This window comes from Streptomyces sp. IBSNAI002 (genome assembly GCF_052244475.1).
In the GTDB taxonomy this organism is placed as follows: domain Bacteria; phylum Actinomycetota; class Actinomycetes; order Streptomycetales; family Streptomycetaceae; genus Streptomyces.
Map to the genome: position 1 here is coordinate 2027033 of NZ_JBQPXG010000002.1, position 24525 is coordinate 2051557.

Annotated in this window: 22 protein-coding genes; 11 read left to right on the forward strand and 11 right to left on the reverse strand. The window is 73.7% G+C overall.

Features of this window, described 5'->3' with window-relative positions; genetic code table 11:
- Positions 1 to 49: 49 nt before the first annotated feature.
- The 5 genes from ACTVZO_RS09915 to ACTVZO_RS09935 all read right to left on the reverse strand — a co-directional run bounded on the left by ACTVZO_RS09915 (position 50) and on the right by ACTVZO_RS09935 (position 7938).
- Positions 50 to 2404 carry a molybdopterin oxidoreductase family protein gene (locus ACTVZO_RS09915; protein WP_443298026.1) on the reverse strand — a complete coding sequence of 785 codons (2355 nt, stop codon included), beginning with the start codon at positions 2402 to 2404 and terminating at the stop codon, positions 50 to 52.
- A gap of 181 nt (positions 2405 to 2585) precedes the next feature.
- Positions 2586 to 3206, reverse strand: a complete 621-nt coding sequence (locus tag ACTVZO_RS09920; protein ID WP_443303100.1) for a TetR family transcriptional regulator — start codon at positions 3204 to 3206, stop codon at positions 2586 to 2588.
- A gap of 55 nt (positions 3207 to 3261) precedes the next feature.
- The gene (locus tag ACTVZO_RS09925; protein WP_443303101.1) at positions 3262 to 4614 is read right to left on the reverse strand and encodes a hypothetical protein; all 1353 of its coding nucleotides are present in this window, start codon (positions 4612 to 4614) and stop codon (positions 3262 to 3264) included.
- Positions 4615 to 4927: 313 nt separating this feature from the next.
- Positions 4928 to 5791, reverse strand: a complete 864-nt coding sequence (locus ACTVZO_RS09930) for a hypothetical protein (RefSeq protein WP_443298027.1) — start codon at positions 5789 to 5791, stop codon at positions 4928 to 4930.
- A complete protein-coding gene (locus ACTVZO_RS09935; protein ID WP_443298028.1) occupies positions 5788 to 7938 on the reverse strand; it encodes a right-handed parallel beta-helix repeat-containing protein in 2151 nt (716 codons plus the stop codon). The genes ACTVZO_RS09930 and ACTVZO_RS09935 overlap by 4 nt, the downstream gene beginning before the upstream one ends.
- Positions 7939 to 8100: 162 nt before the next feature.
- Between ACTVZO_RS09935 and ACTVZO_RS09940 the strand changes: the two genes are divergently transcribed.
- Positions 8101 to 9486, forward strand: a complete 1386-nt coding sequence (locus ACTVZO_RS09940; RefSeq protein WP_443298029.1) for a homogentisate 1,2-dioxygenase — start codon at positions 8101 to 8103, stop codon at positions 9484 to 9486.
- A gap of 72 nt (positions 9487 to 9558) precedes the next feature.
- Positions 9559 to 10308 (forward strand): GntR family transcriptional regulator, encoded by a 750-nt coding sequence (locus ACTVZO_RS09945; protein ID WP_443298030.1) that lies wholly within the window; start codon positions 9559 to 9561, stop codon positions 10306 to 10308.
- Positions 10309 to 10324: 16 nt separating this feature from the next.
- Here the strand turns inward: ACTVZO_RS09945 and ACTVZO_RS09950 are convergent, their stop codons facing one another.
- On the reverse strand, positions 10325 to 10486 hold the full coding sequence (locus ACTVZO_RS09950) for a hypothetical protein (protein ID WP_443298031.1): 162 nt from the start codon (positions 10484 to 10486) through the stop codon (positions 10325 to 10327).
- Between the two features lie 156 nt (positions 10487 to 10642).
- Between ACTVZO_RS09950 and ACTVZO_RS09955 the strand changes: the two genes are divergently transcribed.
- Complete coding sequence (locus ACTVZO_RS09955; protein WP_443303102.1) at positions 10643 to 11767, forward strand: type ISP restriction/modification enzyme; 1125 nt, start codon at positions 10643 to 10645, stop codon at positions 11765 to 11767.
- Positions 11768 to 11909: 142 nt separating this feature from the next.
- Here ACTVZO_RS09955 and ACTVZO_RS09960 read toward each other — a convergent pair whose 3' ends face one another.
- Positions 11910 to 12647, reverse strand: coding sequence for a TetR/AcrR family transcriptional regulator (locus ACTVZO_RS09960; protein WP_443298032.1), 738 nt, complete (start codon positions 12645 to 12647; stop codon positions 11910 to 11912).
- Positions 12648 to 12720: 73 nt separating this feature from the next.
- Here ACTVZO_RS09960 and ACTVZO_RS09965 point away from each other — a divergent pair, with 73 nt between their 5' ends.
- The 3 genes from ACTVZO_RS09965 to ACTVZO_RS09975 are packed head-to-tail and all read left to right on the forward strand — an operon-like array spanning position 12721 to position 15769.
- Positions 12721 to 13701, forward strand: a complete 981-nt coding sequence (locus tag ACTVZO_RS09965; RefSeq protein ID WP_443298033.1) for an ATP-binding cassette domain-containing protein — start codon at positions 12721 to 12723, stop codon at positions 13699 to 13701.
- The gene (locus ACTVZO_RS09970; protein WP_443298034.1) at positions 13698 to 14489 is read left to right on the forward strand and encodes an ABC transporter permease; all 792 of its coding nucleotides are present in this window, start codon (positions 13698 to 13700) and stop codon (positions 14487 to 14489) included. The genes ACTVZO_RS09965 and ACTVZO_RS09970 overlap by 4 nt, the downstream gene beginning before the upstream one ends.
- 56 nt (positions 14490 to 14545) lie before the next feature.
- Positions 14546 to 15769 carry a CaiB/BaiF CoA transferase family protein gene (locus tag ACTVZO_RS09975; RefSeq protein WP_443298035.1) on the forward strand — a complete coding sequence of 408 codons (1224 nt, stop codon included), beginning with the start codon at positions 14546 to 14548 and terminating at the stop codon, positions 15767 to 15769.
- 51 nt (positions 15770 to 15820) lie between these two features.
- Here the strand turns inward: ACTVZO_RS09975 and ACTVZO_RS09980 are convergent, their stop codons facing one another.
- Entirely contained in the window at positions 15821 to 16090 is a 270-nt protein-coding gene (locus ACTVZO_RS09980) for a hypothetical protein (protein ID WP_076046471.1), read from the reverse strand.
- A gap of 248 nt (positions 16091 to 16338) precedes the next feature.
- Between ACTVZO_RS09980 and ACTVZO_RS09985 the strand changes: the two genes are divergently transcribed.
- Positions 16339 to 18102: a protein kinase domain-containing protein gene (locus ACTVZO_RS09985; protein ID WP_443298036.1), complete on the forward strand. Its 1764-nt coding sequence runs from the start codon at positions 16339 to 16341 to the stop codon at positions 18100 to 18102.
- Here ACTVZO_RS09985 and ACTVZO_RS09990 read toward each other — a convergent pair.
- Positions 18072 to 18878, reverse strand: coding sequence for an SGNH/GDSL hydrolase family protein (locus ACTVZO_RS09990; protein ID WP_443303103.1), 807 nt, complete (start codon positions 18876 to 18878; stop codon positions 18072 to 18074). The two genes, ACTVZO_RS09985 and ACTVZO_RS09990, sit on opposite strands and share 31 nt — an antisense overlap.
- A 170-nt stretch (positions 18879 to 19048) precedes the next feature.
- Between ACTVZO_RS09990 and ACTVZO_RS09995 the strand changes: the two genes are divergently transcribed.
- Entirely contained in the window at positions 19049 to 20182 is a 1134-nt protein-coding gene (locus ACTVZO_RS09995; protein ID WP_443298037.1) for a DUF5925 domain-containing protein, read from the forward strand.
- Positions 20183 to 20296: 114 nt separating this feature from the next.
- On the opposite strand, the gene ACTVZO_RS10000 is transcribed toward ACTVZO_RS09995, so the two are convergent.
- A complete protein-coding gene (locus ACTVZO_RS10000; protein ID WP_443298038.1) occupies positions 20297 to 20686 on the reverse strand; it encodes a GntR family transcriptional regulator in 390 nt (129 codons plus the stop codon).
- Positions 20687 to 20767: 81 nt separating this feature from the next.
- Between ACTVZO_RS10000 and ACTVZO_RS10005 the strand changes: the two genes are divergently transcribed.
- From ACTVZO_RS10005 to ACTVZO_RS10015, 3 genes are all read left to right on the forward strand, one after another.
- Complete coding sequence (locus ACTVZO_RS10005; protein WP_443298039.1) at positions 20768 to 21709, forward strand: GNAT family N-acetyltransferase; 942 nt, start codon at positions 20768 to 20770, stop codon at positions 21707 to 21709.
- Complete coding sequence (locus ACTVZO_RS10010; protein ID WP_443298040.1) at positions 21706 to 22188, forward strand: DUF402 domain-containing protein; 483 nt, start codon at positions 21706 to 21708, stop codon at positions 22186 to 22188. Before ACTVZO_RS10005 ends, ACTVZO_RS10010 begins: the two co-directional genes overlap by 4 nt.
- Before the next feature lie 285 nt (positions 22189 to 22473).
- Positions 22474 to 23499 (forward strand): lytic polysaccharide monooxygenase, encoded by a 1026-nt coding sequence (locus ACTVZO_RS10015; protein ID WP_443298041.1) that lies wholly within the window; start codon positions 22474 to 22476, stop codon positions 23497 to 23499.
- Between the two features lie 61 nt (positions 23500 to 23560).
- Here the strand turns inward: ACTVZO_RS10015 and ACTVZO_RS10020 are convergent, their stop codons facing one another.
- Complete coding sequence (locus tag ACTVZO_RS10020; protein WP_443298042.1) at positions 23561 to 24421, reverse strand: esterase/lipase family protein; 861 nt, start codon at positions 24419 to 24421, stop codon at positions 23561 to 23563.
- Positions 24422 to 24525 lie beyond the last annotated feature (104 nt).

A 24525-nucleotide genomic window follows, 5' to 3' on the forward strand; every position in this document is an offset into this window, starting at 1 on the left:
TCACGTCAACAAGACGTCAACGCGTGAGCAATACGAGCAAAAGCCCAGCTCAGGGCAGGGGCGCCAGGACGACGGGGAAACCGTTGAGCACGGCCGTCCCCGAGAGCGGGTCGAGCCGGGTGCCGTCGAGCAGCTGGTTGACGTTGGCCCCGGGCGTGGCCGCGGCCACCGAGAGCCGGGCCCCGGCACGGTCGTGGCCCCAGCCGTGCGGAAGGCTCACCACTCCGGTGCGCAGGGTGTCCGTGATCTCCACGGGAACCTCCAGACTGCCGCCGTCGGCGGTGATCCGGGCCCGGCCCCCGTCGGTGAGCCCCAGCCGGTCCGCGTCCTGCGGGTGGACCTGGAGGGTGCACCGGTTGGAACCTCCGGTGAGGGCCGGGACGTTGTGCAACCAGCTGTTGCTGGACCGCAGATGGCGGCGGCCCACGAGCACCAGGGCGGCGGGGCGTTCGGCGAACGCCGTCCGCAGCCTGGGGAGCTCGGCCGCGATCGGGTCCGGGAACAGTTCGATCCTGCCGCTGCGGGTCTTCAGCACGCCCGGGAGCCGGGGCCCCAGCGGACCCAGGTCGATTCCGTGCGGGTACGCGAGCAGTCGCTCCAGGCTGAGCCCTTGCGCCGCGGGGCCGGCGGCCGGGAAGGCGGCAGCGGAGCCGGCTGTGCCGCCACCGGCAGGGGCGGCTTCGGGCCGGGCGGCGGGCTGGGCGTCGGAACGGGCCTCGGAATGGGCCTCGGAACGGGCAGCCGCGGCGCCGAACCGGTCTCCGTACGGCCCGAGTCGGAGCATCAGGTCGAGCCGCCGCTCGGGGCCGCTCCCGCCCGTGAGCAGGCCTGCGAGCCGGGCCGGATCCTGCCCGTGCAGCGGGGAGTGCGGAGCGGCGGTCTCCCTGGCGAGGGCCGACTGGATGGCCAGTTCGTCGACGCCTGCCGGGTCGGCGGTGCCGTGCAGGCCTGAGACGGCGAGGATCAGGCGCGCGTGGATCTCGCACTCGTCCATCCGCCCCTCCTCCAGCGGCACCGCGGCGGGCGAGTAGCGCGCCTGGTTGCATATGGCGAACCCGTTGAAGGCGAAGTCGAAGTGCCCGCTCTGGGAGGGCGGCGGCGGGGGCAGCACGACGTGAGCGTGGCGCGAGGTCTCGTTCAGGTACGGGTCGACGGAGACCATGAAGTCGAGCCCGGCCAGCGCCCGGTCGAGCCGGTCGCCGTCGGGTGCGGACAGGACGGGGTTGGCGGCGATGGCGAGCAGCATCCGGATCTGCCCGTCCCCCGGGGCCTCGATCTCCTCCGCGAGCGCGGCGGTGGGGAGCTCGCCCTTGGCCTCGGGGTGGCCGCTGACCCTGCTCGCCCAGCGCCCGAGGGCGAACCCCCTGCCGGGGCCGGCGGGCCTCGGCGCGGGGGCCGTCGCGGAGAGCGGGAAGAGGGCTCCGCCCGGGCGGTCGAGGTTGCCGGTGAGGATGTTCAACACGTCGACCAGCCAGCTGGCGAGCGTGCCGTGTTCGACGGTGCAGCTGCCGATCCGTGCGTAGACGGCAGCGCTGGGTGCGGCCGCGAGCTCGCGGGCGAGGGTGCGGATCTCGGCGGCCGTGAGGTCGCAGGCGGGGGCTACGGCCTCAGGAGTGAAACTCCCGAGCGCGGCGGCGAGTTCCCCGATTCCCTCGGTGAGTTCCTCGAGCGCGCCGGGAGCCGCGAGCTTCTCCTCGAGCAGGGTGTGCGCGAGGGCGGCGAGCAGCAGCGCGTCGCTGCCGGGACGCGGCGCGAGGTGGCGGTCGGCGAGCGCGGCCGTGCGGGTGCGGCGCGGGTCGACGACGACGAGGGTGCCGCCGCGGGCGCGCAGGGCCTTGAGCCGGCCCGGGAAGTCGGGGGCGGTGCACAGCGAGCCGTTGGACTCGACCGGGTTGGCGCCGAGGAGCAACAGGAAGTCGGTGCGGTCGAGGTCGGGGACCGGGATGGCGAAGGGGTCGCCGAAGAGCAGCCCGCTGGAGACGTGCTTGGGCATCTGGTCGAGCGTGCTGGCGGTGAAGAGGTTGCGGGTCCCGAGGGCCTTGAGGAGCAGCGGCGGGTAGAGGGCGCCTGCCATGGTGTGGACGTTCGGGTTGCCGAGGACGACGCCGACCGCCTGGGGCCCGTGCTCACGGACCAGGGCGGGAGCGGCGGCGGCGATGGCGTCGAAGGCCTCCTCCCAGGTGGCCTCCTGGAGCCGGCCGTCGCGCCGGACGAGCGGGGCGCGCAGCCGGTCGGGGTCGGAATCGAGCCCTCCGAAAGCGGCGCCCTTGGGGCAGATGAAGCCGCGGCTGAAGACGTCCTCGCGGTCGCCGCGGGCGCCGGTGACCGCGGTGCCGTCGATGGTGAGGGTGAGGCCGCAGGTGGCTTCGCACAGGGGGCAGATGCGCAGGGCGGTGCGGGGCATGGGCCCTCCCAGGGGCGGCAGGCTGCGGCACGGGCATGCGGGCGCACCGAGCATACCGACCGGTTGGGACGGGCGGGAGGGGTCTGCGGGGTCCGGTGCGGAGCGGCGGGGGGCGGTGCGGGGTGGCGACGGCGGAACGGGCGGCCCCGGGCCGGGCCCGAGTGCGAGGCTGCGGAGTCAGTCAGTCCAGTACGCGGGCCAGGTAGGCGTGCATCATCGCGCGGGTCTCGGCGACGATGCCGGGATCGCCCGCCGGGTCGGCCCGGAAGGCCAGCTGGATCAGCGCGTCCGTGGCTTCGACGGCGACGAGGACGGCCCGCCGCAGCGTGGCGTCGGGGGTCAGACCGAGGTGTCCGCAGAGCAGTTCGGTGAGGCGGGCGGCGACCAGGTCGTTGGGGTCGGCCTCCGGACCCTCGGGCGGCGGCGCGGGCACGCCGAAGTCGACGAGGGCGAAGCCGGGAACGTTCCGCTTCATGACCAGGTACTCGTCCAGGATGGCGTCGACCACGGGCTCCCAGTCGGTGGTGGGGAGGCCTGCGAGCCGGTCCGCGATGCCGTCGGCGTAGCGGTCCAGGTTGCGGTGGGCGAGGGCGATGGCCATGGCCCGCTTGTTGCCGAAGAAGCGGTAGACCGAGCCGATCGGCACGCCGGCACGCAGCGCGACGGCCCGGGTGCTGAGGTTCTCGTACCCGGTCTCGTCGAGCAGTTCGGCGCAGGCGTCGAGGATCCGGGCGAGCCGGTCGGCGCTGCGCTGCTGGATCGGGGTGCGGCGCAGGGAGTGGGCGGGAGGCACGGGGTCCATCATGCCGGTCCTCGCTTCTGTGTCGAGCGGGGCTGAGTTCAGCAGGAGCGGGGTCTCAGTTCAGCAGGAGGCTCAGCCCGCCGATGGTGTACGTGATCATCAGCGCGAGCAGCGGAAGCTGGCCGGCCACCGCCTTCGCAGGCGGGAAGAGGCGTACGGACCGGTCGTGAGCTGCGACGACGCCGAGCACGTGGCCGGTGACCACGGCGAGGACCTGGAGGGCGGCGAGCCCCCCGGGGCCCAGGGGTGAGGACGGTTCGGGTGCGTTGTCAGTGCCGAGTGCCATGCTCACTGTGCGTGGTCCTTCGGTTACGAGAAGGGAGAAGTAATGGGCGACGAGATAGCCGAGTGCGATCGGCACGAGTGAGTGCGCGAAGGCGGTGAGCGGGCCCGGGTGCGGACCGCTGACCAGGCGGGTGGCCGCCGCGCACAGGCAGTAGAGGGTGGCGACGAGGGCGACGGAAGCGAGCAGTCCGAGCGTGGCCGTGGGGGTGCGGCCGAGGGCGGAGGTCTGGAGGAGGTTGATCCAGGAGGGGTTGTCGGAGAAGCCGTCGTAGGCGGTGGAGCCGAGCAGGACGCAGACGGTGGCGACGAGTCCGGGCCGCTCGGGCGTCGCGTCGAGTCCGTGGAAGGGGTTACGGAGAACCAGCCGGCCGTCGCTGCGACGGCCGAGGGGGGAGAGCCGGGCGAGGAGGGCGGAGTACACCTCGAAGGCGTCCGCCTGGTCGAACCAGCGCTCGCCGAAGCGGGCGGCGAGCAGCAGGTGGGCGGTGGCGTAGGCGGTGAGGGCGATGAGGAGGGCGGTGGTCGACGCGGGATCGGGAGAGACGAGTTCGAGCCACGTGAAGGCGAACAGTCCGGCGGCGGCGGGCCATTGGCCCAGGCGGCCGGGGAGAACGGGGAGGGGGTGGTCGGGAAGGGGGCGGTCTGGGTCTTGGTTGCGGGCGGCTCGGCGGCGGAGGTGGTGGCGGGCCCGGGTGAGCAGGCGGTGCAGGGTGCGGAGCGGGTTGAGCAGACGCCAGACCGGGCCGAGGAGGAGGGAGGCGGGGACGAGTCCGACCCAGATGAGGACGTAGACGGCGCCGGGAGCGGGGTTGCGTGCGGGGTCGTCGGGACCGAGGAGGAGGTGAAGGAGGACGCCGAGGGCGGCGGTGAGGCCGAGTCCGCGCAGAGCGGTGCGGGTTGCGGGGGCGTCCGCGACCCGTTGGAGGGCGGCGGGCAGGGGGCAGCCCGAGCTGTCGCCGCGGAACCGGGAGGTGGACCAGAGCAGGCCCAGCGCGAGGAAGGAGACGAAGAGTGCGGCGAAGGCTCCGCCGAAGGCGTAGAAGGGAGAGATCGGCAGGTCGTGCTGGGACCCGATCCCATGCGCGAGTGTGGTGAGCGGGTCGTCGGCCCGGTACGGGACCACGACCGGACCGACCCCGCCACCACCGACGCCCGGAACGGAACCCACCCCAGGCCCAGGCCCCACACCGCCGGGGGTCACCACCGCCGCGCCTTGACCTCGGGGCGGAGCCCTGGCTGGGGCCTCGACGGGAGCCCTGGCCGGCTCCTTGGCCGACGGGCGGTCTGGGCGGCCGGGCGGAACCCCGTCTGGGCGGGGCCGGGGGCGGCGGGCTCGGGGCGGCGCGATCGGCCGGGGGTCGGGCAGGCCTCGGCTTCGCGGGGTGCCGGGGAGGGGACGGCCGGCTCCGTCGGCAGGGGTGTCGGCGTCGGCGCGGTCATCGGACGAGGAGCTGGGTCAGGACGAGGGCGGACTCGTGGGTCTCGACCTCGAAGAGGCCCGTGCGGTCGACCGTCAGGAGCAGGGTGGCCTCCTGGCCTGCGGGCAGGGCGAGTTCCTTGTCGTAGCCGTGGACGTGCAGGGTGTCTGCGCGGTCGCTGGTGACGCGCAGGGCGACCCGTTCCCCGCGTCGCAGCTCCGTGCGGGCGGGGGCGGGGCTGACCTTGCCGTCCCGGACGGTGATGGTCACTGTCCGGTCGGCCTGCTCCGGCGGGGTGCTGCCGTGGTCGTGGCCGCCGGGCAGGCCCGGGGCGGCGGCCGTGGCGGTGAGCGGGGTCGTGCCCTCGACCGGCTTGCCGGACACCGCCCAGGCGGTGTGGTCGTCGGCGTACAGGCGGACGGTCAGGGTGTGCGTGCCCTCGGGGACCTGTGCGGCGGACAGGTGGAACCAGGGGCCGTACAGCCGGGCCAGTTTGCGGCCGTCGAGCTCCAGGTGGGCGTGGCCCGCGCCCGGGAGGGCGGCGCCGCCGGCGCTGTCGGGGGTGAAGCGGAAGTTCTTCACCGCCAGTTGGAGGTTCCAGCCGTCCTCCGAGTCCGGGCGGGCGGTGAGCCGGACCTCCGGCGCGCCCTCCGCCGGGACCTCGCGGAGCCGGTGGCCGGCGCCATCGTCGGCGGTGAGCAGGGTGCCCGTGTTCCCGGAGGCCTGCTCGTGGGTGGTACCGGGCTTGTGGTGGGTCGTGGCCCGCCCGCCACAGCCCGTCGCCGCCGTGCAGACGAGCAACAGGACCAGCCCGAGCAACACGGCGCCGCGGGCGGGGCGAAGACGCCCGGTCGGCCTTCCCGGGGCCGGGTGGGCGGTCATCGGCGGGGGCCCGTGGGTGGGGTCGGGGAGTTCGGGGCTGGGGTGGGTGGGGGTTCGGTGGCCTCGGGAGCGGTGCCAGTGGCGGTGGCGGTGGCGGTGGCGGTGGCGGTGTCGGTGTCGGCCGCGGGGGTGGTGGGGTGGGGGCGGGCCGAGGCGATCACCGCCCACAGGACCCAGACCAGTGCGAGCAGTGCCCGGGCCCAGGCGGGGCTCAGCGGGGTCCAGGGGATCATCAGGACGGCCTTGTCGAAGGCGTCCAGCAGGGTCAGCCCGGCGAGGAGCAGGGTCAGGCGGGCCAGCCAGGGGCGGGTCGGGCGCAGGGCCAGCCCGGCTCCCGTCCACCACAGTCCGAGGAGGAGGAGGGCCAGGGCCGGCACGAAGGTGGAGACCAGCCCGGTCGTGGAGCCGGCCACGTCCAGGGCCAGGCCCGCCAGGCCCAGCAGCGAGGCGACCGTGCCCAGGCGCGAGCCGCGCAGGCGGCGCCACCACAGCACGCCGCCCACCAGGAGCAGGACGCCCGCCACGGCCAGGGCGATCTGGGTCTCGACCCGTTCCAGACCGGCGGCGCCGTACCAGTCGCAGCCCGCCGGGAGCCTGCGCGCCTGGACGTTGTAGTCAGCGCAGACGAGCAGCTGGACCAGCTTCACCGGTTCGCCGATCAGGCGGGCCGAGGCGCCGGTGACATCGCCTCGGGCCTCGCCGCACTGGGGCACGGTGCCCGGGGTGGAACCGTCGGGGCCGTCCTGCCAGCAGTTGGCACGGCCCTGGCCGTCCCACCACACGTCCATGCCGTTGGGGCGGGAGGCGCCGGACTTGTCCTTGCCGAGGGTGTTCCCGGCGTACCGGTTGTGGTGGGAGGTGTCGGCCTGCTTCGACCACGCCTCCTCGCCGCGGATGAAGGCGGGGACCGCGCTGAGGTAGAAGCCCGCGCGCCGGTGCCCGTACACCCAGTTGTCCTCGTACAGGTTCCAGTTGCCGCCCGCGGTGATGATGCCGGTGCCCGGGGGCATGGAGATCTGCGGGCAGACGACGCCGCGCTCGTAGCCGCGCTCGGCGGGCGGCTTGGCGCAGGTGCCGTCGGCGACGTACCGGTAGTAGTCCTGGTTGTTGTCGTGGATCAGGTTGCGTTCGAACTTGGCGTGGTTCTGCGGGAGTCCGGGATGTCCGGGGAAGGCGCTGTCCATCGAGGCGCCGCCCATGTTCTGGTCGAACTCGTTGTCGTGCACCCACACCGAGTCGCCCGCCGTGCCGGAGTAGCCGACCATGTTGTGGTGGCTGCGGCAGCCGGTGATCTCGATGGAGTAGCGGGGCACGTCGTAGCCCCGGCCGTCGTTGATGTCGGAGGCGCTGCCGGGGTAGATGCCGGAGTCGCCGTTGCCGTACGACTCGCAGTTCTTGTAGAGCCCGTGGTCGCTGGCGAAGGTGAGGAAGCCGTACTCGTCGTTCCACCGGGTCAGCACGTCGTCGATGACGAACCCGTCGCCCGCCAGCACGTACAGCGAGTTGAAGGTGGTGCGCTGGGCGGTGAAGTTGCGGAAGTAGATGCCGTTGGACTTGTCGGCGCGCAGGGCGTTCAGCTTCTGGTACTTGGCGTCGATCACCACGTCGAGGCGTGAGGCGCCGGTGCCCTCGATCTGGAGGTTCGTCTTGCCGAGGATGGCGACGAGGTTCTGGTTGTGGCGGCAGGCCACCTGCTGCTCGTAGCTGAGGATCTGGTAGCCGAGCGAGGAGTCCGGGGCCTTCAGGTTCGCGCACTCCCCCACGGGCTTGCCCAGGGATGGCTCCTCCTCGTAGAGGCCGGGGAGGATCGCGATGTTCATGCCGGGCCGGTCGACGGCGTCGACGGCCTCCTGGAGGTGGCGGTAGCCGCTCTTCTCGCAGCGGTCGTACAGCGCGAGGTTGCGTTGTCTGAGGTCCTCCGGGAAGGCGGATATCCGGCGTTCGAAGTCGGGGCGGCCGGTCTTGCAGACGAGGAGGTCGGGCTCGGCCTTGCGGTACTCGGGTACCGATCCGGAGCCGTCCGGGAGGGTGACGGGGCGCTCCTCGTGCGCGCGGGCGGCGGGCGCGGCGGCGAAGAGGGCCAGGAGGGCGAGGAGGGCGGCCAGGAGCGCCGCCGGCACGGCAGGGAACCTGCGGGTCCACGACATGCGCGAGAGAGTAGAGCAATGTTCATCTTTTGTGATCCCCCTCTGCGCGAATCCGTCAGCGGCGGACCGGAAGACAGCCGCCGGGTCCGGGGCGCCGTTGACGTGCGGGCCGCGGAATCCTACTGTCGAACATAGGATTACTTCGACGGAGCGGAGCGGCACATGAGCGAGCAGGCCAGGAAGACGGCGGCGGGGCTGGAATACCTCACCGGCTTCGGCAACGAGCACAGCTCGGAGGCCGTCCCCGGCGCCCTGCCGATCGGCCGGAACTCGCCCCAGCGCGCACCCCTGGGCCTGTACGCCGAGCAGCTCAGCGGTTCGGCCTTCACCGAGCCGCGCACCCACAACCGCCGCTCGTGGCTCTACCGGATCCGCCCCTCGGCCGCGCACCCCTCCTTCACCCGGATCGACAACGGGGCCCTGCGCACCGGCCCCTTCACCGAGATGCCGGCGGACCCGAACCGGCTCCGCTGGAACCCGCTGCCCGACCCGGCCCCCGGCACCGACTTCCTGGCCGGCCTGTGGACCCTCGGCGGCAACGGCGACGCCGCCCAGCGCACCGGCATGGCCGTCCACCTCTACACGGCCAACGCCTCCATGCACGACCGCGTGTTCAGCGACTCCGACGGCGAGCTGCTGATCGTCCCCGAGCGCGGCGGGCTGCTGCTGCGCACCGAGCTCGGCCTGCTCGCCGTCCGGCCGGGCGAGGTCGCCCTGATCCCGCGCGGCGTCCGCTTCCGCGTCGAGCTCCTGGACACCGACAGCGGCAGCGGCAGCGAGGGCGCGAGCGACTCCCCGACCGGCTCCGGCACCGGCCGCGCCGCCGCCCGCGGCTACGTCTGCGAGAACTACGGCCAGCCCTTCGAACTGCCGAACCTGGGCCCGATCGGCGCCAACGGCCTCGCCGCGTCCCGGGACTTCCGGGCGCCGGTGGCCGCGTACGAGACCCCCGAGCTCCTCGACCGTCCGACGCAGGTGATCAACAAGTTCTGCGGCAACCTGTGGTCCGCCACCTACGACCACTCGCCGCTCGACGTCGTCGCCTGGCACGGCACCCACGTCCCGTACGTCTACGACCTGCGCCGCTTCAACGTGCTCGGCTCGATCAGCTACGACCACCCCGACCCGTCGATCTTCACGGTCCTGACCTCGCCCTCCGACACCCCGGGGCTGGCGGGCGTGGACTTCGTGGTCTTCGCCCCGCGCTGGCTGGTCGGCGAGGACACCTTCCGCCCGCCGTACTTCCACCGCAACGTGATGAGCGAGTACATGGGCCTGATCGAGGGCGCCTACGACGCCAAGGCCGAGGGGTTCGTGCCGGGCGGCGGCTCGCTGCACAACATGATGTCCGCGCACGGCCCGGACCGGGAGACCTTCGACCGGGCCAGCGCCGCCGAGCTGAAGCCGCAGAAGATCGACGACGGCCTGGCCTTCATGTTCGAGACCCGCTGGCCGATCAACGCGACCGCCCAGGCGGCCGGCGCGGACCACCTCCAGCGCGCGTACGACGACGTGTGGCAGGGCCTGCAGCGCCACTTCCGCGCCTGACCTGCACTGCATACCCTGCGTACCGCGCCTGCGCCGCGCAGTGTCGACGTCCAGCCGTACGGAGAACCACCCGTGACCGCCTTCGCCCCCGACTCCCTGGTCCTGAACCGGAAGCTGCCCCTCTGGTACCAGGTGTCACAGTCGTTGCGCGCCTCGATACTGGGGCGCACCCCGGACGCCTCGCTGCGCCTGCCCACCGAGGAGCAGCTCGCCGAGCACTACGGCGTGAGCGTGCTGACCATGAGGCAGGCGCTCAAGGAACTGGAGGGCGAGGGCCTGATCAGCCGCCACCGGCGGCGCGGCACCTTCATCGAACCGGGCGCGCGACGCGGGGCGCCGGTGCGGCTGCTGGGGTCGGTCGACGCGATCGTGGCCCAGCAGTCGGGTGATCGCACGACGATTCTCGGCCACGGGCGCACGGCGGTGTCCGGGGAGCTGCTGGAGCACTTCCCGGACACGCCGGAGGTGGTCGCCTACCGCCGGCTGCGCCACGATCCCGCGAGCGGCGAGCCGACCAACTGGGCCGAGAACGCGGTGCTCCCGGAGTTCGCCGAGGCGGTCGAGCTCGCCGATCTCGAACGGTGGCCGATGACGAAGGTCCTGCGGGACGTCGTCGGGGTGCGCATCAGCCGGATCACCGACACGGTCGAGGCGCGGCTCGCCGACCCGGAGACGGCCGAGCTGCTCCAGGTGCCGCTACTGAGCCCGATCCTGCACTACACGGGCGTCACCTACGACGAGGACGGCCGGGTGGTGGACGTGGCGCGCATCCGCTACCGGGGCGACCGGTTCTCGTTCACGGTGACGGTCGACGCGCACTGACCACCGGGCGGCCGGCTCAGTTCTCGTCGTCTTCCCTGCCGCGCTCCCCCTCCGCCTGCGACGGCGTGGTCCGCATCGTCTGGGGGTGCTGCTGCTTGCGCTGGGTCTCGTCCATGTCCTCGTCGAGCCGCTCGCCCTCGGCCTGCGAAGGAGTCGAGTATTCGTCGTACTGGCTCATGACCGTCTCCTCGGTCCGGTGCGCAGATGTGAGCGTATGCGTACATAAGGAGCGTAGCGCTTCGGCCTGGACACAGCCCGGCCGCCGGATCCCGTCGCTACCATCGGCGGCGTGAGCGCTGACACCCCGCTGCCGGACCTGCTGCTGGACGATCTGATGCCCTGGGCCGTGGGCGGCCTGCGCCTGGGCCGGGACTGGGTGGCCGCGCCCGATCCGGCGGCCCTGCGCTCCCGGTGGGCGGCCCTGACCAGCGCCGAAGGAGCCGAGCGGGACCGGCTGTTCCGCCCGAGCCGTAGCCGTACCCCCGCCGCCGGGGCCGCCGCACTGCCCGGCCAGCGCTCGGCGGCGACGGCCCGTTTCACCGATGAGCCCGGCCCGTTCCCGGACCCCGTACGGGTGCTCCGCGAGCCCTTCGACGAGCAGTGGCTGCTGCCCGACCAGCGGCTCATCGACACGGCCCGGCCGGAATTGTGGCGGGTCCTGGACGAGCACCAGCTGTTCCTCGTGGAGACCCCGGACCCGCTGGTCACCGCGCACCTCCCGGCCGGCCGGCTCGGCCGGATCCGCCCGCTGCACCGGCGCCCCGGCGGCGCCGAGCCGAACCTCGCGCCCGGCCTGCTGCCACTGCTGGGCGAGCGGTACGGCGGCTGGGTCACCCCGGAGGACGTGCTGTGCTGGGTCCTCGCGGCGGGCCGCCCCGGACCACGCGGGTACGAGGTCCCGCTCGCCGCCGATCCCGGCCGCTGGCGGGCGGGGCTGGAGCTGGGGCACCGGCTGCTCACGGTCCAGCTGCGCGGGGCGCGCGGGGGCGAGCCGCCGCGACTGCCCGGCGGGCGCCGTCCGTACGTGCGCTCGGCGGTGACGGCGTGGCCGCACGAGGTCGCGTACGACGCGGCGAGCGAGACGCTGAGCCTCGGCGGCGGGACCGTGTCGCCCGTACCGCCCGGCGCGTGGGAGTACGAGGCGCAGGGCGTGCGGGTACTGGAGGCCTGGTTCGCCGCCCGCGGCACGCACCGCGACCCGGCCGCCGACGGGCTGGAGGCCATGGGTCCGGCCGAGTGGCCGCAGGCCTGGACCTCGGAGCTGCTGGCCCTGGTCACGACCTTGGCGCTGCTGGCCGATCTGGCCCCGGAACGGGCCGCGTTCGAGCCCGGCCCCGCCCTGCCCGTGGGCGAGCTGCGCGCGGCCGGAGTGCTGCCGCCGCCGCGCTGGGCCAGGCGCCCGGCGTCGGTGCTGGACCATCAGGAGGAGGGTCCGGGCGGGCAGTTCGCACTGCTCTGAGGCAACGACGGGGCAAGGGCGGGACAACGGCGGGACAACGGCGGGGCAGCGACGGGGGCAGCGGCTGGGCAACGACGGGGCAGCGGCTGGGCAGCGGCTGGGCACCGCGGCGAGGCCACCGCACCCGCCCGGCAGCGCCTCCCTACGCCCCCCACGCCCCCAGCAGCCGCGACACCGAGCGGTCGAAGACGGCGGCCATGTCCAGTCCCGCGCCGGGGACCGGGCCGGTGACCGGGCCGCCGCCCGTGACGGCCGCGGCCAGGCGCGGGTACTGCCCGGTGGCCAGCCGTGAGCCGAGCCAGGCCGTCCGTACGCCCTGCTCCTGGGCCTCGCTCCAGGGCAGCGACCGGGCCCGCTCGGCCAGCGCCAGTTCGCCCGCCACGTACGTCGCGACGGCTCCGTTGACCGCCGCGATCAGCTCCAGCTTCTCGGCGTCCGGCACGTCCAGCGGCGCCAGGCAGTCGAGGCTGTGCTCCAGGTAGCGCAGGGCGTTCGGACTGAAGCCGTGGACGGGGCTCAGCAGGCGCGGCAGCCACGGGTGGCGGTGCATCAGGTCGCGCGTCTGGCGGGCCAGCGCGAGCATGTCGGCGCGCCAGTCGCCGGCCGGCGCGGAGAGGGCGTACTCGCCGCTGACCGCGTCGACCATCAGCTCGTACAGGTCCTCCTTGCGCGGCACGTAGTTGTAGAGGGACATGGTCCCCGCGCCGATCCCGGCCGCCACGCGCCGCATGGAGACGGCCTCGATCCCCTCCGCGTCGGCGATCCGCACCGCCTCGGCGGCGATCGAATCGCGGCTGTGCGCGGGCCTGGGTCCGCGGCCCGCCCGCTGGGGGCGGGACCAGATCACTTCGGGTTCAGCGGGTCGCCCGCCGGCTGTCATCGCTCAGATCACCTCGTCGTCTCGCCACCATCTTAGTTACGTACGGCGTACGCAGTGAGGTACGGTGTCGCATATGACGACTACGTACGCTGTACTTAGTGAAGGTCTGGAGAAGAACTACGGGCAGGTCCCCGCCCTGCGCGGGCTGGACCTCGCCGTACCCGCGGGCACGGTCTGCGGTCTCCTCGGCCCCAACGGCGCGGGCAAGACCACGGCCGTCCGGATCCTCACCACCCTCACCGCGCCCACCGGCGGCCGCGCCCTCGTGGCCGGACACGACGTCGCCCGCGAGCCCGCGGCCGTCCGCCGCGCCATCGGGGTCACCGGCCAGTACGCCTCCGTCGACGGGGACCTGACGGGCCGGGAGAACCTGCGGCTCTTCGCCCGCCTCGCCGGACTGCGCGGCTCCGCCGCCCGGGACCGCGCCGACGGACTGCTGGAGCGCTTCGGCCTCGACGAGGCGGCGGACCGGGTCGCGGGTACCTGGTCGGGCGGCATGAAGCGGCGGCTGGACCTCGCCGCGGGGCTGATCACCGGCCCCCGCGTGCTCTTCCTCGACGAGCCGACGACCGGCCTCGATCCGGCCGCCCGGGAGCACATCTGGACCGCGGTACGGACGCTCGCCGACGAGGGCACCACCGTGCTGCTGACCACCCAGTACCTGGAGGAGGCCGACCGGCTCGCCGACGACATCGTGGTCGTCGACCGGGGCAGGGCCGTCGCGCACGGCACCCCCGCCGGCCTCAAGGCCCGGATCGGCGCGTACGCCGAGGTCACCGTCCCCGCGCGCGAGGCGCTCGCGGGCGCGGCCGTCGTACTGGACCAGCTCACCGGCGGCCGGCCGGCGCTCGACGAGGAGCTGCTGACGGTCGGCGCCACCGTGCTCGACCCGGGTCTGACCCTGCCCCGGATCATCCGCGAGCTCGACACCCGCGGCGTCCCGGTGACCGACGCGACCCTGCGCCCGCCCACCCTCGACGAGGTGTTCCTGCGCCTCACCCGGAGCCCGGCGGCCCTGAAGCAGAACCCGAGCCTCGAGGAGAACGCGGCATGAGCACCCTGCTGTCCGACGGCGGAGCCGTCCTCACCCGCCAGCTCCAGAAGGCCCGGCACGCCCCCGCGCTGCTGATCCTGACCCAGACCATGCCGGTCACCATGCTGCTGTTCTTCGGCTACGTCTTCGGCAGCGCGCTCGCGATGCCGGGCGCCGAGTACCGGGAGTTCCTGGTTCCCGGACTGCTCGCCGCGACCGCCGCGAACGGGCTGATGACCGGGCTGTTCACCGCCGCGCAGGACGCCCACCGCGGGGTGATGGACCGGTTCCGGACGCTGCCGATGAGCCGGAGCGCCGTCCCGCTCGGGCAGACCGCCGCGGATCTGCTCACCACCGCGGTCTCGATGGTGCCGCTGATGCTGGTGGGGCTGGCGATGGGCTGGCGCGTCGAGAACGGGGTGCCGGGCGCGCTGGGGGCCTTCGGTCTGCTGCTGCTGTTCCGCTTCGCCACCGCGTGGGTCGGGACGTACCTCGGCCTGCTGAGCAGGAACGAGGAGGCGGCCGGCCAGCTCGGCGGCGCCACCTTCGTCCTGCCGATGCTGTCCAGCGCGTACCTGCCGACCGCCGGGCTCCCCGGGTGGCTGCGTACGGTCGCCGAGTGGAACCCGATCAGCGCGGTGGCCACCGCCGTCCGCGAGCTGTGCGGGAACTCCGGGGCCGAGGCCGCGGCGGGCGCCGCCTGGCCCGCCGCCCACCCGGTCGCCGGGGCCGTCGTCTGGTCGCTCGCCCTGCTCGCGCTCTTCGTCCCGCTGGCCACGCGCCGGTTCGCGCGCGGGCTCGCCGGCTGACCGCCGCGGCGCAGGGGGGTGACAGGACGGGGCCGGACGGGATAGGGATCGGTGCCATGGACACCGAAAGCGCCGCGCCCACACCCGAGCCCGAGCCCCTCCCCCTCGCCGGCATCACCGTCGTCGCCGTCGAACAGGCCGTCTCGGCCCCCTTCGCCACCCGCCAGCTCGCCGACCTCGGCGCCCGGGTGATCAAGGTCGAGCGCCCCGACGGCGGCGACTTCGCGCGCGCCTACGACACCACCGCGCACGGGCTCGCCTCGCACTTCGTGTGGGCCAACCGCGGCAAGGAGTCGCTCGCGCTCGACCTGAAGGACCCGCGCGGCCGGGAGGTCCTGCACGGGCTGCTGGCCGGCGCCGACGTCTTCGTACAGAACCTCGCACAGGGCGCGGCGGCCCGCCTCGGGCTCGACTCGGCCGCCCTGTGCGCGCGGTACCCGCGCCTGGTCGCCGTGGACGTCTCCGGCTACGGCGCCGGGGGACCGTACGCCCACAAGCGCGCCTACGACATGCTCGTGCAGTGCGAGGCGGGCCTGGTCTCGGTGACCGGCACCCCGGAGCGGCCCGTCAAGGCGGGCATCCCGGCAGCCGACATCGCCGCGGCCATGTACGCCTTCTCGGGGGTGCTCGCGGCCCTGCTGCGCCGCGGTGTCACCGGGCGCGGGGGCCGGGTGGAAGTGTCCATGCTGGACGCGCTGGCCGAGTGGATGGGGCACCCGCTGCACCACACCATGCACGGCGGCGAGCAGCCCGTACGGACCGGTCTCGCGCACGCGGTGATCGCTCCGTACGACGCCTACGCGACGGCCGACGGGGACCGGGTGCTGCTGTCGGTGCAGAACGACCGGGAGTGGCGGCGCCTCGCGCAACAGGTGCTGGAACGGCCGGAGCTGGCGGACGATCCGGGGTTCGCGACGAACGCGGCGCGCACGGACAACCGGGAGAAGACCGACGCCGTGGTGGCGCAGGCCCTGGGCCGGCTGGGCGCGGACGAGGCGATCGGGCGGCTGGAGGCGGCGGGCATCGCGTGCGCGCGGCTGAACTCGGTGGCCCAGCTGGCGGGCCATCCGCAGCTGGCCGCCCGCGACCGCTGGCGGGAGGTGGGGTCACCGGCCGGTCCGCTGCGGGCCCTGCTCCCGCCGATCGGACTGCCGGGCGGCGCGGCACCGCACATGGGTGCGGTGCCCGCGCTGGGTGAACACACCGAGACCCTGCTGCGCGCCCTGGGGATGACGGGCGCGCAGATCTCGGAACTGCGCCGGGAGGGTGTCGTGGCGTAGGGCCGGGTGAGCCGGAGCCGAGCCGAAGGGAAGGCCGCGGTACGGGGACCGTTACGAGCGGCGGCTGCCGAAGAGCGTGCGACGCAGACGGCGCAGCGGCGCGAAGAGCGAGACGCGCGCGCTCCGGCTCCGCAGGCGGTGCGTGTGGTCGCGGGAGGTGAGCTCGCGCATCAGCAGCGTCGCCTCGGCGGTCTCCCGGTGCGGGACGGCAGGTCCGCCCAGCACGGCGAGATGGCGGTCGAGGCGCGAGCTGGTCGCGCTGCTGCCGCAGGTGATGGCAGGCACGCGAGGCGGCCTGCTGCGCATTGCTATCTGTTCCATGTTCTCTCCCCACCCGTACGAGGGCACCCGGCCCGGGCAGGTTAACCCTATCGTCCCCGCGTCGCCCCCGGGTATCCCGGTGGTGTGAATTACCCCTATCGGTACGGGGAGTTGACGATTACTCAGCGGAGCCGACGGTCACTCTCCGCACAGGCGCGCCGATTTCGGAGGACGCCGATGCGCGTCACGTCACGACAGGGGTCACTTCGGGCACTCTGCGCTAACTTGGAGTGATCGACTGGTGACCCATGGGGGCTCGTGTGAGTCGTAATGTGGCCGATGTGGACGGGGAATCGAACCCCGATCGTGTCATCGCGGGCCGGTACCGCCTGCTGGATCCCCTCGGCCGCGGCGGGATGGGCATCGTGTGGCGGGCCCGGGACGAGGTGCTGGCCCGCGAGGTCGCGGTCAAGGAGGTACGGGCGCCCGCCGGGCTGGAGCCCGCCGAACTCCAGCGGCTGTACCGGCGGCTGGAGCGGGAGGCCTGGGCCGCGGCCCGGGTCTCGCACCGCGGGGTCGTCACGGTCTACGACGTGGCCTCCGAGGACGGCCGGCCCTGGATCGTGATGGAGCTGGTGCGCGGGCTCTCGCTGGCCGACGTACTGGAGGCCGAGGGGCCGATGTCCCCGCAGCACGCCGCGCACCTCGGGGAGCAGGTGCTGGCGGCGCTGCGCTCGGCGCACGAGGCGGGGGTGCTGCACCGGGACGTGAAACCCGGGAACGTGCTGATCGCCAACGACGGCCGGGTGGTACTGAGCGATTTCGGGATCGCCAGCCTGGAGGGCTCGTCGGCGATCACGATGACGGGCGAGGTGGTCGGCTCCCCCGAATTCCTCGCTCCCGAGCGGGCGTTGGGACGGGACCCGGGAGCCGAGTCCGATCTGTGGTCGCTCGGGATCATGCTGTACGCGGCCGTCGAGGGGACCACCCCGTTCCGGCAGGGGACCCCGGTGGACACGCTGCGGGCCGTGGTGGACGCGGAGTTGCCGCCGCCGCGCCGGGCCGGGGCGCTGACGCCCGTACTGGAGGGGCTGCTGCGGAAGGACCCGGCCGAGCGGCTGCCCGCGGCGGAGGCGGCCCGGATGCTGCGGGTGGTGGGCGCGGGCGGGGCCGTACGGGCCTCCGGCGGGCCGGTGTCGGGCCCGGACTCGCCGACGGCCGTCGCGCAGCACCACCGGCAGGAGCCGCGGACCGCCCCGTACGGGGCATCGCCCGGACCGTCGAACGGGCAGCCGTACGGGGCGCACATCCCGCCTCCGGCCACGCCCGGGCCCGGGCAGCCGCCGCGCGAGGGCCGGGCCGGGACGGTGCTCACCGTCGGGATCCTGGTGATGCTGGTGGCGCTGGCCCTGCTGGGGTGGCTGCTGCTGAAGGACCTCGGGGACGAGGAGGGCGGCAGCGGCGGAGCCGGCCCGACGGGCTCGGCGACCACCGCCCACGCCGCCACCACCCCGGTCTCCGCGTCCCCGTCCGCCTCGGCGGCTCCCTCGGCCACTTCCTCCGCCCCGGCTTCGGCTTCCGCCGGCCCGGCGCAGCACGTCTCGGTGTACGTGGACACCGTGCGCGCCTCGTACCGCGGCAGCTGCCCGCCGCCCGCGGAGCGCGCGCCCGCGTTCACCGCGACGGTGGAGGTGGAGCGGCTTCCGGTCACTCTGGAGTACCGCTGGGCCACGCGCAGCGGGAAGACCTCCGGCCCGGACTGGCGGCCCCTCACGTACGAGGAGGGCGGGCCGAGGAGCAGACGGCTGGACCACGCCGAGCTGACGCACGCGCCGGGCGCGGGGTACGAGGACGCGGTCCGGCTGGAGGTGCGGGGGCCGGCCGAGGTGGCCACGCAGTGGGTCGCCACGTCCGTGACGTGCGAGGAGGAGACCCCGACGAGCGGGGCCCCCTCCCCTGGCGCGAGTGCGTCACCGAGCCCGCAGGCCGAGCCGACGGCGGAACCGTCCACCGGCGCGCCGGCCGGCGGAACCGCGGCCCGTCAGGCGGCGTTGGTGAAGACGGGCAGGTAGCCGCTGGACTGGCCGGCGGCGGTGGGGTGGTACGACTCTCCGATGTTGAGCCAGTTGACGCTGTGCAGCCACGCGCTGCCGGAGCAGATCTCGTGGCCCGTGAAGGCTCCGGCGACCGAGGCGAAGGCGAACCCATGGTCGGCGGCGCGCTTGGCGATGGCGGCGTTGAGGTGGTCGGCCGCGCCGTTGATGGCGGCGCGCTCGCCCTCGGTCAGGCCGGTGGTGCAGGTGCCGTTCAGCTTGTAGAAGCGGGGATAGCCGAGGACGACGACCCGGGCGTTCGGGGAGCGGCTGTCGATCGCGTTGTAGACCTGGTCGAGGCGGCCGGGGAGGGTGGAGTTCACGTACGCCTTGGCCTCGTTGACGCGGCTGACGCAGGTGGACTCGGACTGGAGCACACAGGTCGTCATGACGTCGGAGAATCCGGCGTCGTTGCCCCCGATGGTGATGCTGACCAGGTCGGTGCCGGAGTTCAGCGGGGTGAGCTGGTTGGCGAGGACGTCGTTGGTGCGGGCGCCCGAGCATGCGACGAAGGAGAAGGTCTGCGGGGCGTGGGACGCGGCCCACAGGGCCGGATAGGCGCGGGGGGTGCGCTTGCAGGCCCCGCTCCCGCTGTCGTAGTTGCCGGCGCCGACGCCGGAGGAGTACGAGTCGCCGAGGGCGACGTAGCCGAAGTCGGCCTGGGCGGCGGCCGCCGCTTGGCCCGCACCGAACAGGGCGGCGCCGGCGGCCAGTAACAGGGTGGAGGCGAGCGCGGCGAAACGTGGCATCTTCATGCTCATGTGTGCGGCTCCTTGTGGGGGTTACTCCTGAGTCCGTGGTACAAGGAGCCGGGGTTGGCTGGAAGTGTTCATGCCAAGAATTTTCGGCGCAGAGTTGCCTTCCGAATCTTCACCACCGGGGTGTTTGAAGAGGGAACCCGGCCACTCGATCCGGCGAAACACGGGTGCACGAGGGCACTGTGTGCCGGATCATGGGCGCCATGCCAGCCAACCCGCATGACGCGCTGCCGATCCGGCTCAATGTCGACGACAGCGATTCGCCCTCGGACGTCGTCGATGCGCTGTTCCTCGGCCGGTTCGCGTCCGGCGAGCAGCCGTTCTCGCACAGCGTGTCGATCGACCGGGTCAGGCCGGACGCCGGCCTGCTGCCGCCCGAGGCCACCGTGTTGCGCTCGGCGCGCGACAGCGACCGCAGCGCCACGCTCGCCGAGGGCGAGGGCTGGACCATGCTCGTCTCGCGCTGGAGCCGGGGAGCGGACGTCACGGTGACGGCCATCAGCGACGAACTCGCCGCCGGGGTGCTCGGCCGGGCCACGGAAGGGGCCCAGGACGACCCCGAACCGCAGCCGGAGAACGTCACGATGGGGTTCTGGTACGTCTCCCCGCGGCGCGGCCCGTACCGGACGACCCGCCAGATCGCGGCCGGGACCTGGGCGGAGGTCCGGCCCAACTACACGGCGCCGGTGGCCTCGGCGATGGACCGGCTGATGAAGGTGACCCCGGACGACATCGCGGGCCGGCTGCTCCTGCTGCACGGCCCGCCGGGCACGGGCAAGACCTCGGCGCTGCGCACGCTGGCCCGGTCCTGGCGGGACTGGTGCCAGGTGGACTGCGTGCTGGACCCGGAGCGGCTGTTCAACGACGTGGGCTATCTGATGGACATCGCGATCGGCGAGGAGGAGGGCACGGCGAAGGGCCGCTGGCGACTGCTGCTCCTGGAGGACTGCGACGAGCTGATCCGCGGCGAGGCCCGGCACACGGCGGGCCAGGCCCTCTCCCGGCTGCTGAACCTGACGGACGGTCTGCTGGGGCAGGGCCGCAACGTCCTGGTCGGCGTGACGACGAACGAGGACCTCGAGCGGCTCCACCCGGCGGTGGTCCGGCCGGGGCGCTGCCTGGCCCGCATCGAGGTGGGCCGGCTGACCCATCGCGAGGCGGTGGACTGGCTGGGCACCGACGAGGGCGTGTCCCGCGAGGGGGCGAGCCTGGCCGAACTCTTCGCCCTCCGGCGGGGCACGGGGCCGGCGGCGGTCCTGCCGCCGCAGCCGCACACCTCGGAGGCGGGCCTCTACCTGTAGACGGCGGCCCGGCCTAGGGGGTGTCTGACGGATGCCCGCGGCGTCGCGACGCCCGGCACGCACTCTCGCCGCACCGGACGCCACTCCTACCCCACGGGCATCCGTTAGACACCCCTAGTCGGTGGCGGCGTAGCGGGCCCGTAGGGCTTCGGTGGCGGCCGCCACCGCCTCCGCCTCGGTCAGCCCCAGCCTCCGCACCCGGTCCGCGAACGCCTGCGCCGCGGCCACCGCCTCGCGCGACTCCCCCTCCCCCGCGGCGACGAACGTCCCGTTCCGGCCGCGCGTCTCGATCACCCCGTCCGCCTCCAGCGCCCGGTACGCCTTCGCCACGGTGTTGGCCGCGAGCCCCAGCTCCTCGGCCAGCCCCCGCACCGTCGGCAGCTTGAAGCCGGCCGGCAGCCTGCCGGACCGGGCCCGGTCGGCGATCTGCGCGCGGAGCTGTTCGTACGGCGCGGCAGAGCCCGCCGCCGCGTTGATGGTGATCTTCAGGTTCGTCGAGGTCACGGGCCCGATTGTCCCCCATCGCCGCGCGTCACCGGATAATTGGGAGGCGCCGGGCGCGCGTCCGCCCGTAGCGTCGGCCACATGACCGTTCTCATCCGCGACCTCCGCCCGAACGACCGCTCGGACGCGGAGTCCGTCGTACGGGTGCGCCGCGCGGCCCTGCCGTTCCTGATCGCCACCCCCGAGGGCGTCGCCTTCGAGGCCGGCTCGTCCCACCCCGACGCCCGCTTCCGCCTCCTGGTCGCCCACACGGCCGAGGGCCTCGTCATCGGCACCGCCCAGGCCGGCATCGTCCACGACAGCCCCGAGCCGGGCCAGTCGTACGTCAACGCGTACGTCGACCCCGCGCACCGCGGCCTCGGCGCCGGCAGCCTGCTGCTCCGCACGGCCGAGGAGCACCTCGCCGCCCACGGCGCGGTGGACGCGTACGCCTGGGTCCTCGACGGTCCCGCCCACCGGGCCTTCGCCGAACGGCGCGGCTACCGCCCCAGCCGGTCCGCGCACTTCCTGCGCCTGGACCTGGCGGCGGGCACCCTGCCCCCGCTCCCGGAGACCCTCCCGGCGGGGGTCGAGCTGCGCCCCGCCACGGCCTTCGCCGCCGATCCGCGTCCGCTCTTCGAGGCCGACGCGGAGACGACCGCCGACGAACCGGGGGACGTGGCGGCCGAGTTCGACGACTACGAGGAGTGGCTCGCCCACACCTGGAACAGCCCGGACCTCGACAAGGAGCTGACCGCCGTCGTCCTCGTCGACGGCGCGGTCGCGGCCTTCACGGCCGCCCGTACCGACGGCGGCACCCGCTACGCCACGGCGATGACCGGCACCCGCCGGGCCTTCCGCGGCCGCGGCCTGGCCAAGCTCGCCAAGACGGCTTCCCTGCACCGGGCCCGCGCGGCCGGGTACACCGAGGCGTTCACCGGCAACGACGCGGGCAACGCTCCGATGCTCGCCGTCAACGAGTGGTTCGGGTACGAGATCTGCGCGAGCGAGACGCGCTACACGAGGAAACTGGAGACAGCGTGACCGAGCAGCTGACCGTCGTCCTGACCAAGGCCGGCCGGACCAAGATCCGCTATCCGGCGGCGCGGGTCGCCGACGACGGAGACCGCATCTCGGTGCGGGCCCCCTGGGCGGCCGAGGGCGTGCGCGACTTCGGCTTCGTGCGCTTCGAGCCGGGCGACGTGTTCGTCGAGCACTTCTGGCGGACCCGCTGGTACGCGGTCAAGGAGGTGTGGAGCGGCGACGGCGTCCTGAAGGGCTGGTACTGCGACGTCACCCGCCCGGCCCTGGTGCGCAGCGGGGAGATCCTCGTCGAGGACCTGGACCTCGACCTGTGGGTGTCGGCGGACGGGTCCTCCGTACTGCGGCTGGACGAGGACGAGTTCGCCGAGAGCGGCCTCACCACGAGCGACCCGGAGGCCGCCGCGCAGGCGATACGCGCCCTCGACGCCCTGGACGACCAGGCCAGGACCCCGGCGGGCCTCCCGGCCCTCCTCTCCTGAGGACCCCTCTCCTGAGGACCCCTCTCCTGAGCACCCCTCTCCTGAGAACTCCGGTCCCGAGGACTCCGGACGGGGGTTTCTGTAGGCCCCGCTTAGCGCTTCCTTAAGCGGATCCTAAGGATCACCTCGTGGGGCCGGATCCGGGCGAAACCCGTGGTCCGGGGGGCTAGCTTGGCGTGGTCAGGACAGGAAGGGCCCTGTGTGGCGCCGCCGGGGGGCGGCGCCGCAGAGCTCGATTCCGGTTCCGCTGGCGCACCCCTGCCTTGTGCCCGAAGGAGATCCACCATGTCCGCACGCCGCCGTACCGTGACGCTGACCCGTATCGCCTCCGCGGCCCTCGCGCCGCTCGCGGTGGCCGCGTACGCCGCCGCTCCCGCGGCCGCCCACGGCTCGATGACGGACCCGGTCAGCCGGGTGGCGACGTGCTACGCGGAGGGTCCGGAGTCCCCGCGGTCCGCGGCGTGCAAGGCGGCGGTCGCGGCGAGCGGGGCGCAGGCGTTCTACGACTGGAACGCGGTGAACATCGCCAACGCGGCCGGCAACCACCGCGCGCTCATCCCGAACGGCCAGCTCTGCTCGGCCGGCAACGACAAGTACCAGGGCCTGGACCTGGCGCGCGCCGACTGGCCCGCGAGCCCGATGACGGCGGGCGCGCACACCTTCCGGTACAAGGGAACCGCCCCGCACAAGGGTTCCTTCGAGCTGTACGTGACGAAGGACGGCTACGACCCGGCGAAGCCGCTGGCGTGGTCGGACCTGGAGCCCGCCCCGTTCGCGAAGGTCACGGACCCGGGGATGCAGAACGGCGACTACGTGTTCTCCGGGACCGTACCCGGCAAGTCCGGCCGCCACCTGATCTACGGCATCTGGCAGCGCTCGGACAGCCCGGAGGCCTTCTACACCTGCTCGGACGTGGTCTTCGGTAAGGACAGCGGCGGTTCGGCCCCCAAGCCGAGCGGCAAGCCCAGCACCAAGCCGAGTGCCAAGCCCGGCGACGCCAAGCCCTCCGAGGCGCCGTCCGACGCCCCCTCGGCCCCGACGGAGCAGCAGATCTCCGACGGATCCGGCAAGTCCAGCGTGGAGCACAACGGCCACGGCGACAACGACCCGAAGACGAACGGGAACGCGGCCGCGGCCCCGGTGTCCTCGGCCCCGGCCGCGGCCGGGCAGGGCGGCAACCTCGCGGAGACGGGCGGCAGCAGCGCCACCCCCGCGATCGCGATCGGTGGCGCCGGTGTGCTGGCCGTCGGTGCGGCCGTGCTGTTCGGGCTGGCCCGCCGTCGTGCGACGACCGGCCGGCACGGCCGCTAGCTCATCCGGTCCTCATACGGCCCCCCTACGGTCGGAGGAGCGGTCGCGGGCCGCGTGTGCGTCAGTCGAAGACCGATGCGCACGTGGTCCGTTCGGCGTTGGCCGGGTCGAGGGCGTTCAGGGCCTCGTGCCAGGCGATCCGGTCGGTGAGCCCGATGGCGACGTGCTCGGAGAGGTCCAGGACGCACAGGTCCTGCAGGACGACGTTCCTGACGTTCGCCCCGTCCAGGAAGCCGCTCCGGTACGGCGTGACCACCTCGTCGTACTTGGTGGCGATCACCGTGTACTTCACCCCGGGCACGGTGTCCCCGCCCGCGTTCAGCTTCTGCAGGAAGGCGGATCCGGCGATCTGGTCGGCGAGGCCCGGGGTCGCGGTGCTGATCAGGTCCTCGGCTCCGGGGAAGTACGGGAGGAGCTTGGTGAAGCCGAGCAGGGTGGTGCCGTGGTTGTCGGGGGCGAGCCCGACCAGCGCGTTGACCTTCTGGGCGCCGCCGAGGAACTTCAGGTAGTAGCGCGGCATCATGCCGCCCTGCGAGTGCCCGATGATGTCGGTCTTGGCGGAGCCGGTGGCGGCGAGCACCTTGTCGACGAAGACGTCGAGCTGTTCGGCGGACTTGTCGATGGGTCCGAGCCCGTGGAAGAAGGGCACGCCGGGCAGTTGCCCGTAGTCGAGCGAGTAGACGCAGTAGCCGCGGTGCACGAGGTACGGCGCGAGGCCCAGCCAGTTGTCCACGGAGTTGCCGAAGGTTCCGTGGACGAGGACGACGGGGCGCGGATGGGCGGCGGACGGCTTGCAGGACCAGTTGTTCCAGCCGCTGCTGGGGGCGGACGCGGCCTGTGCGGCGCCGGTGGGGGCGACGAGTGCGGCGGCGGTGAGGGCGAGGACGGCCAGCGGACGGAGCAGGCGTCGCCAGGGCAGCATCGTGTGATCTCCTTGCGGTCGACTCAAGGGGATGGAGCGTGGGGATTCGTCCCGTGATCCGGATCACATGGGGGCGCTGCTGCCGCTAAATTACGGGTGAGTAG

Bases quoted from the DNA above. Each gene is read 5' to 3' on its own strand.
- ACTVZO_RS09955 (WP_443303102.1), top strand. From the start codon at position 10,643: ATGCCCTGGGCCGTGGGCGGCCTGCGCCTGGGCCGGGACTGGGTGGCC.
- ACTVZO_RS09980 (WP_076046471.1), bottom strand. From the start codon at position 16,090: ATGGAACAGATAGCAATGCGCAGCAGGCCGCCTCGCGTGCCTGCCATC.
- ACTVZO_RS09965 (WP_443298033.1), top strand. From the start codon at position 12,721: ATGACGACTACGTACGCTGTACTTAGTGAAGGTCTGGAGAAGAACTAC.
- ACTVZO_RS09940 (WP_443298029.1), top strand. From the start codon at position 8,101: ATGAGCGAGCAGGCCAGGAAGACGGCGGCGGGGCTGGAATACCTCACC.
- ACTVZO_RS09930 (WP_443298027.1), bottom strand. From the start codon at position 5,791: ATGACCGCCCACCCGGCCCCGGGAAGGCCGACCGGGCGTCTTCGCCCC.
- ACTVZO_RS09915 (WP_443298026.1), bottom strand. From the start codon at position 2,404: ATGCCCCGCACCGCCCTGCGCATCTGCCCCCTGTGCGAAGCCACCTGC.
- ACTVZO_RS09950 (WP_443298031.1), bottom strand. From the start codon at position 10,486: ATGAGCCAGTACGACGAATACTCGACTCCTTCGCAGGCCGAGGGCGAG.
- ACTVZO_RS09970 (WP_443298034.1), top strand. From the start codon at position 13,698: ATGAGCACCCTGCTGTCCGACGGCGGAGCCGTCCTCACCCGCCAGCTC.
- ACTVZO_RS09975 (WP_443298035.1), top strand. From the start codon at position 14,546: ATGGACACCGAAAGCGCCGCGCCCACACCCGAGCCCGAGCCCCTCCCC.
- ACTVZO_RS10020 (WP_443298042.1), bottom strand. From the start codon at position 24,421: ATGCTGCCCTGGCGACGCCTGCTCCGTCCGCTGGCCGTCCTCGCCCTC.
- ACTVZO_RS10005 (WP_443298039.1), top strand. From the start codon at position 20,768: ATGACCGTTCTCATCCGCGACCTCCGCCCGAACGACCGCTCGGACGCG.
- ACTVZO_RS09990 (WP_443303103.1), bottom strand. From the start codon at position 18,878: ATGAAGATGCCACGTTTCGCCGCGCTCGCCTCCACCCTGTTACTGGCC.
- ACTVZO_RS09960 (WP_443298032.1), bottom strand. From the start codon at position 12,647: ATGACAGCCGGCGGGCGACCCGCTGAACCCGAAGTGATCTGGTCCCGC.
- ACTVZO_RS10015 (WP_443298041.1), top strand. From the start codon at position 22,474: ATGTCCGCACGCCGCCGTACCGTGACGCTGACCCGTATCGCCTCCGCG.
- ACTVZO_RS09935 (WP_443298028.1), bottom strand. From the start codon at position 7,938: ATGTCGTGGACCCGCAGGTTCCCTGCCGTGCCGGCGGCGCTCCTGGCC.
- ACTVZO_RS09985 (WP_443298036.1), top strand. From the start codon at position 16,339: ATGGGGGCTCGTGTGAGTCGTAATGTGGCCGATGTGGACGGGGAATCG.
- ACTVZO_RS09920 (WP_443303100.1), bottom strand. From the start codon at position 3,206: ATGGACCCCGTGCCTCCCGCCCACTCCCTGCGCCGCACCCCGATCCAG.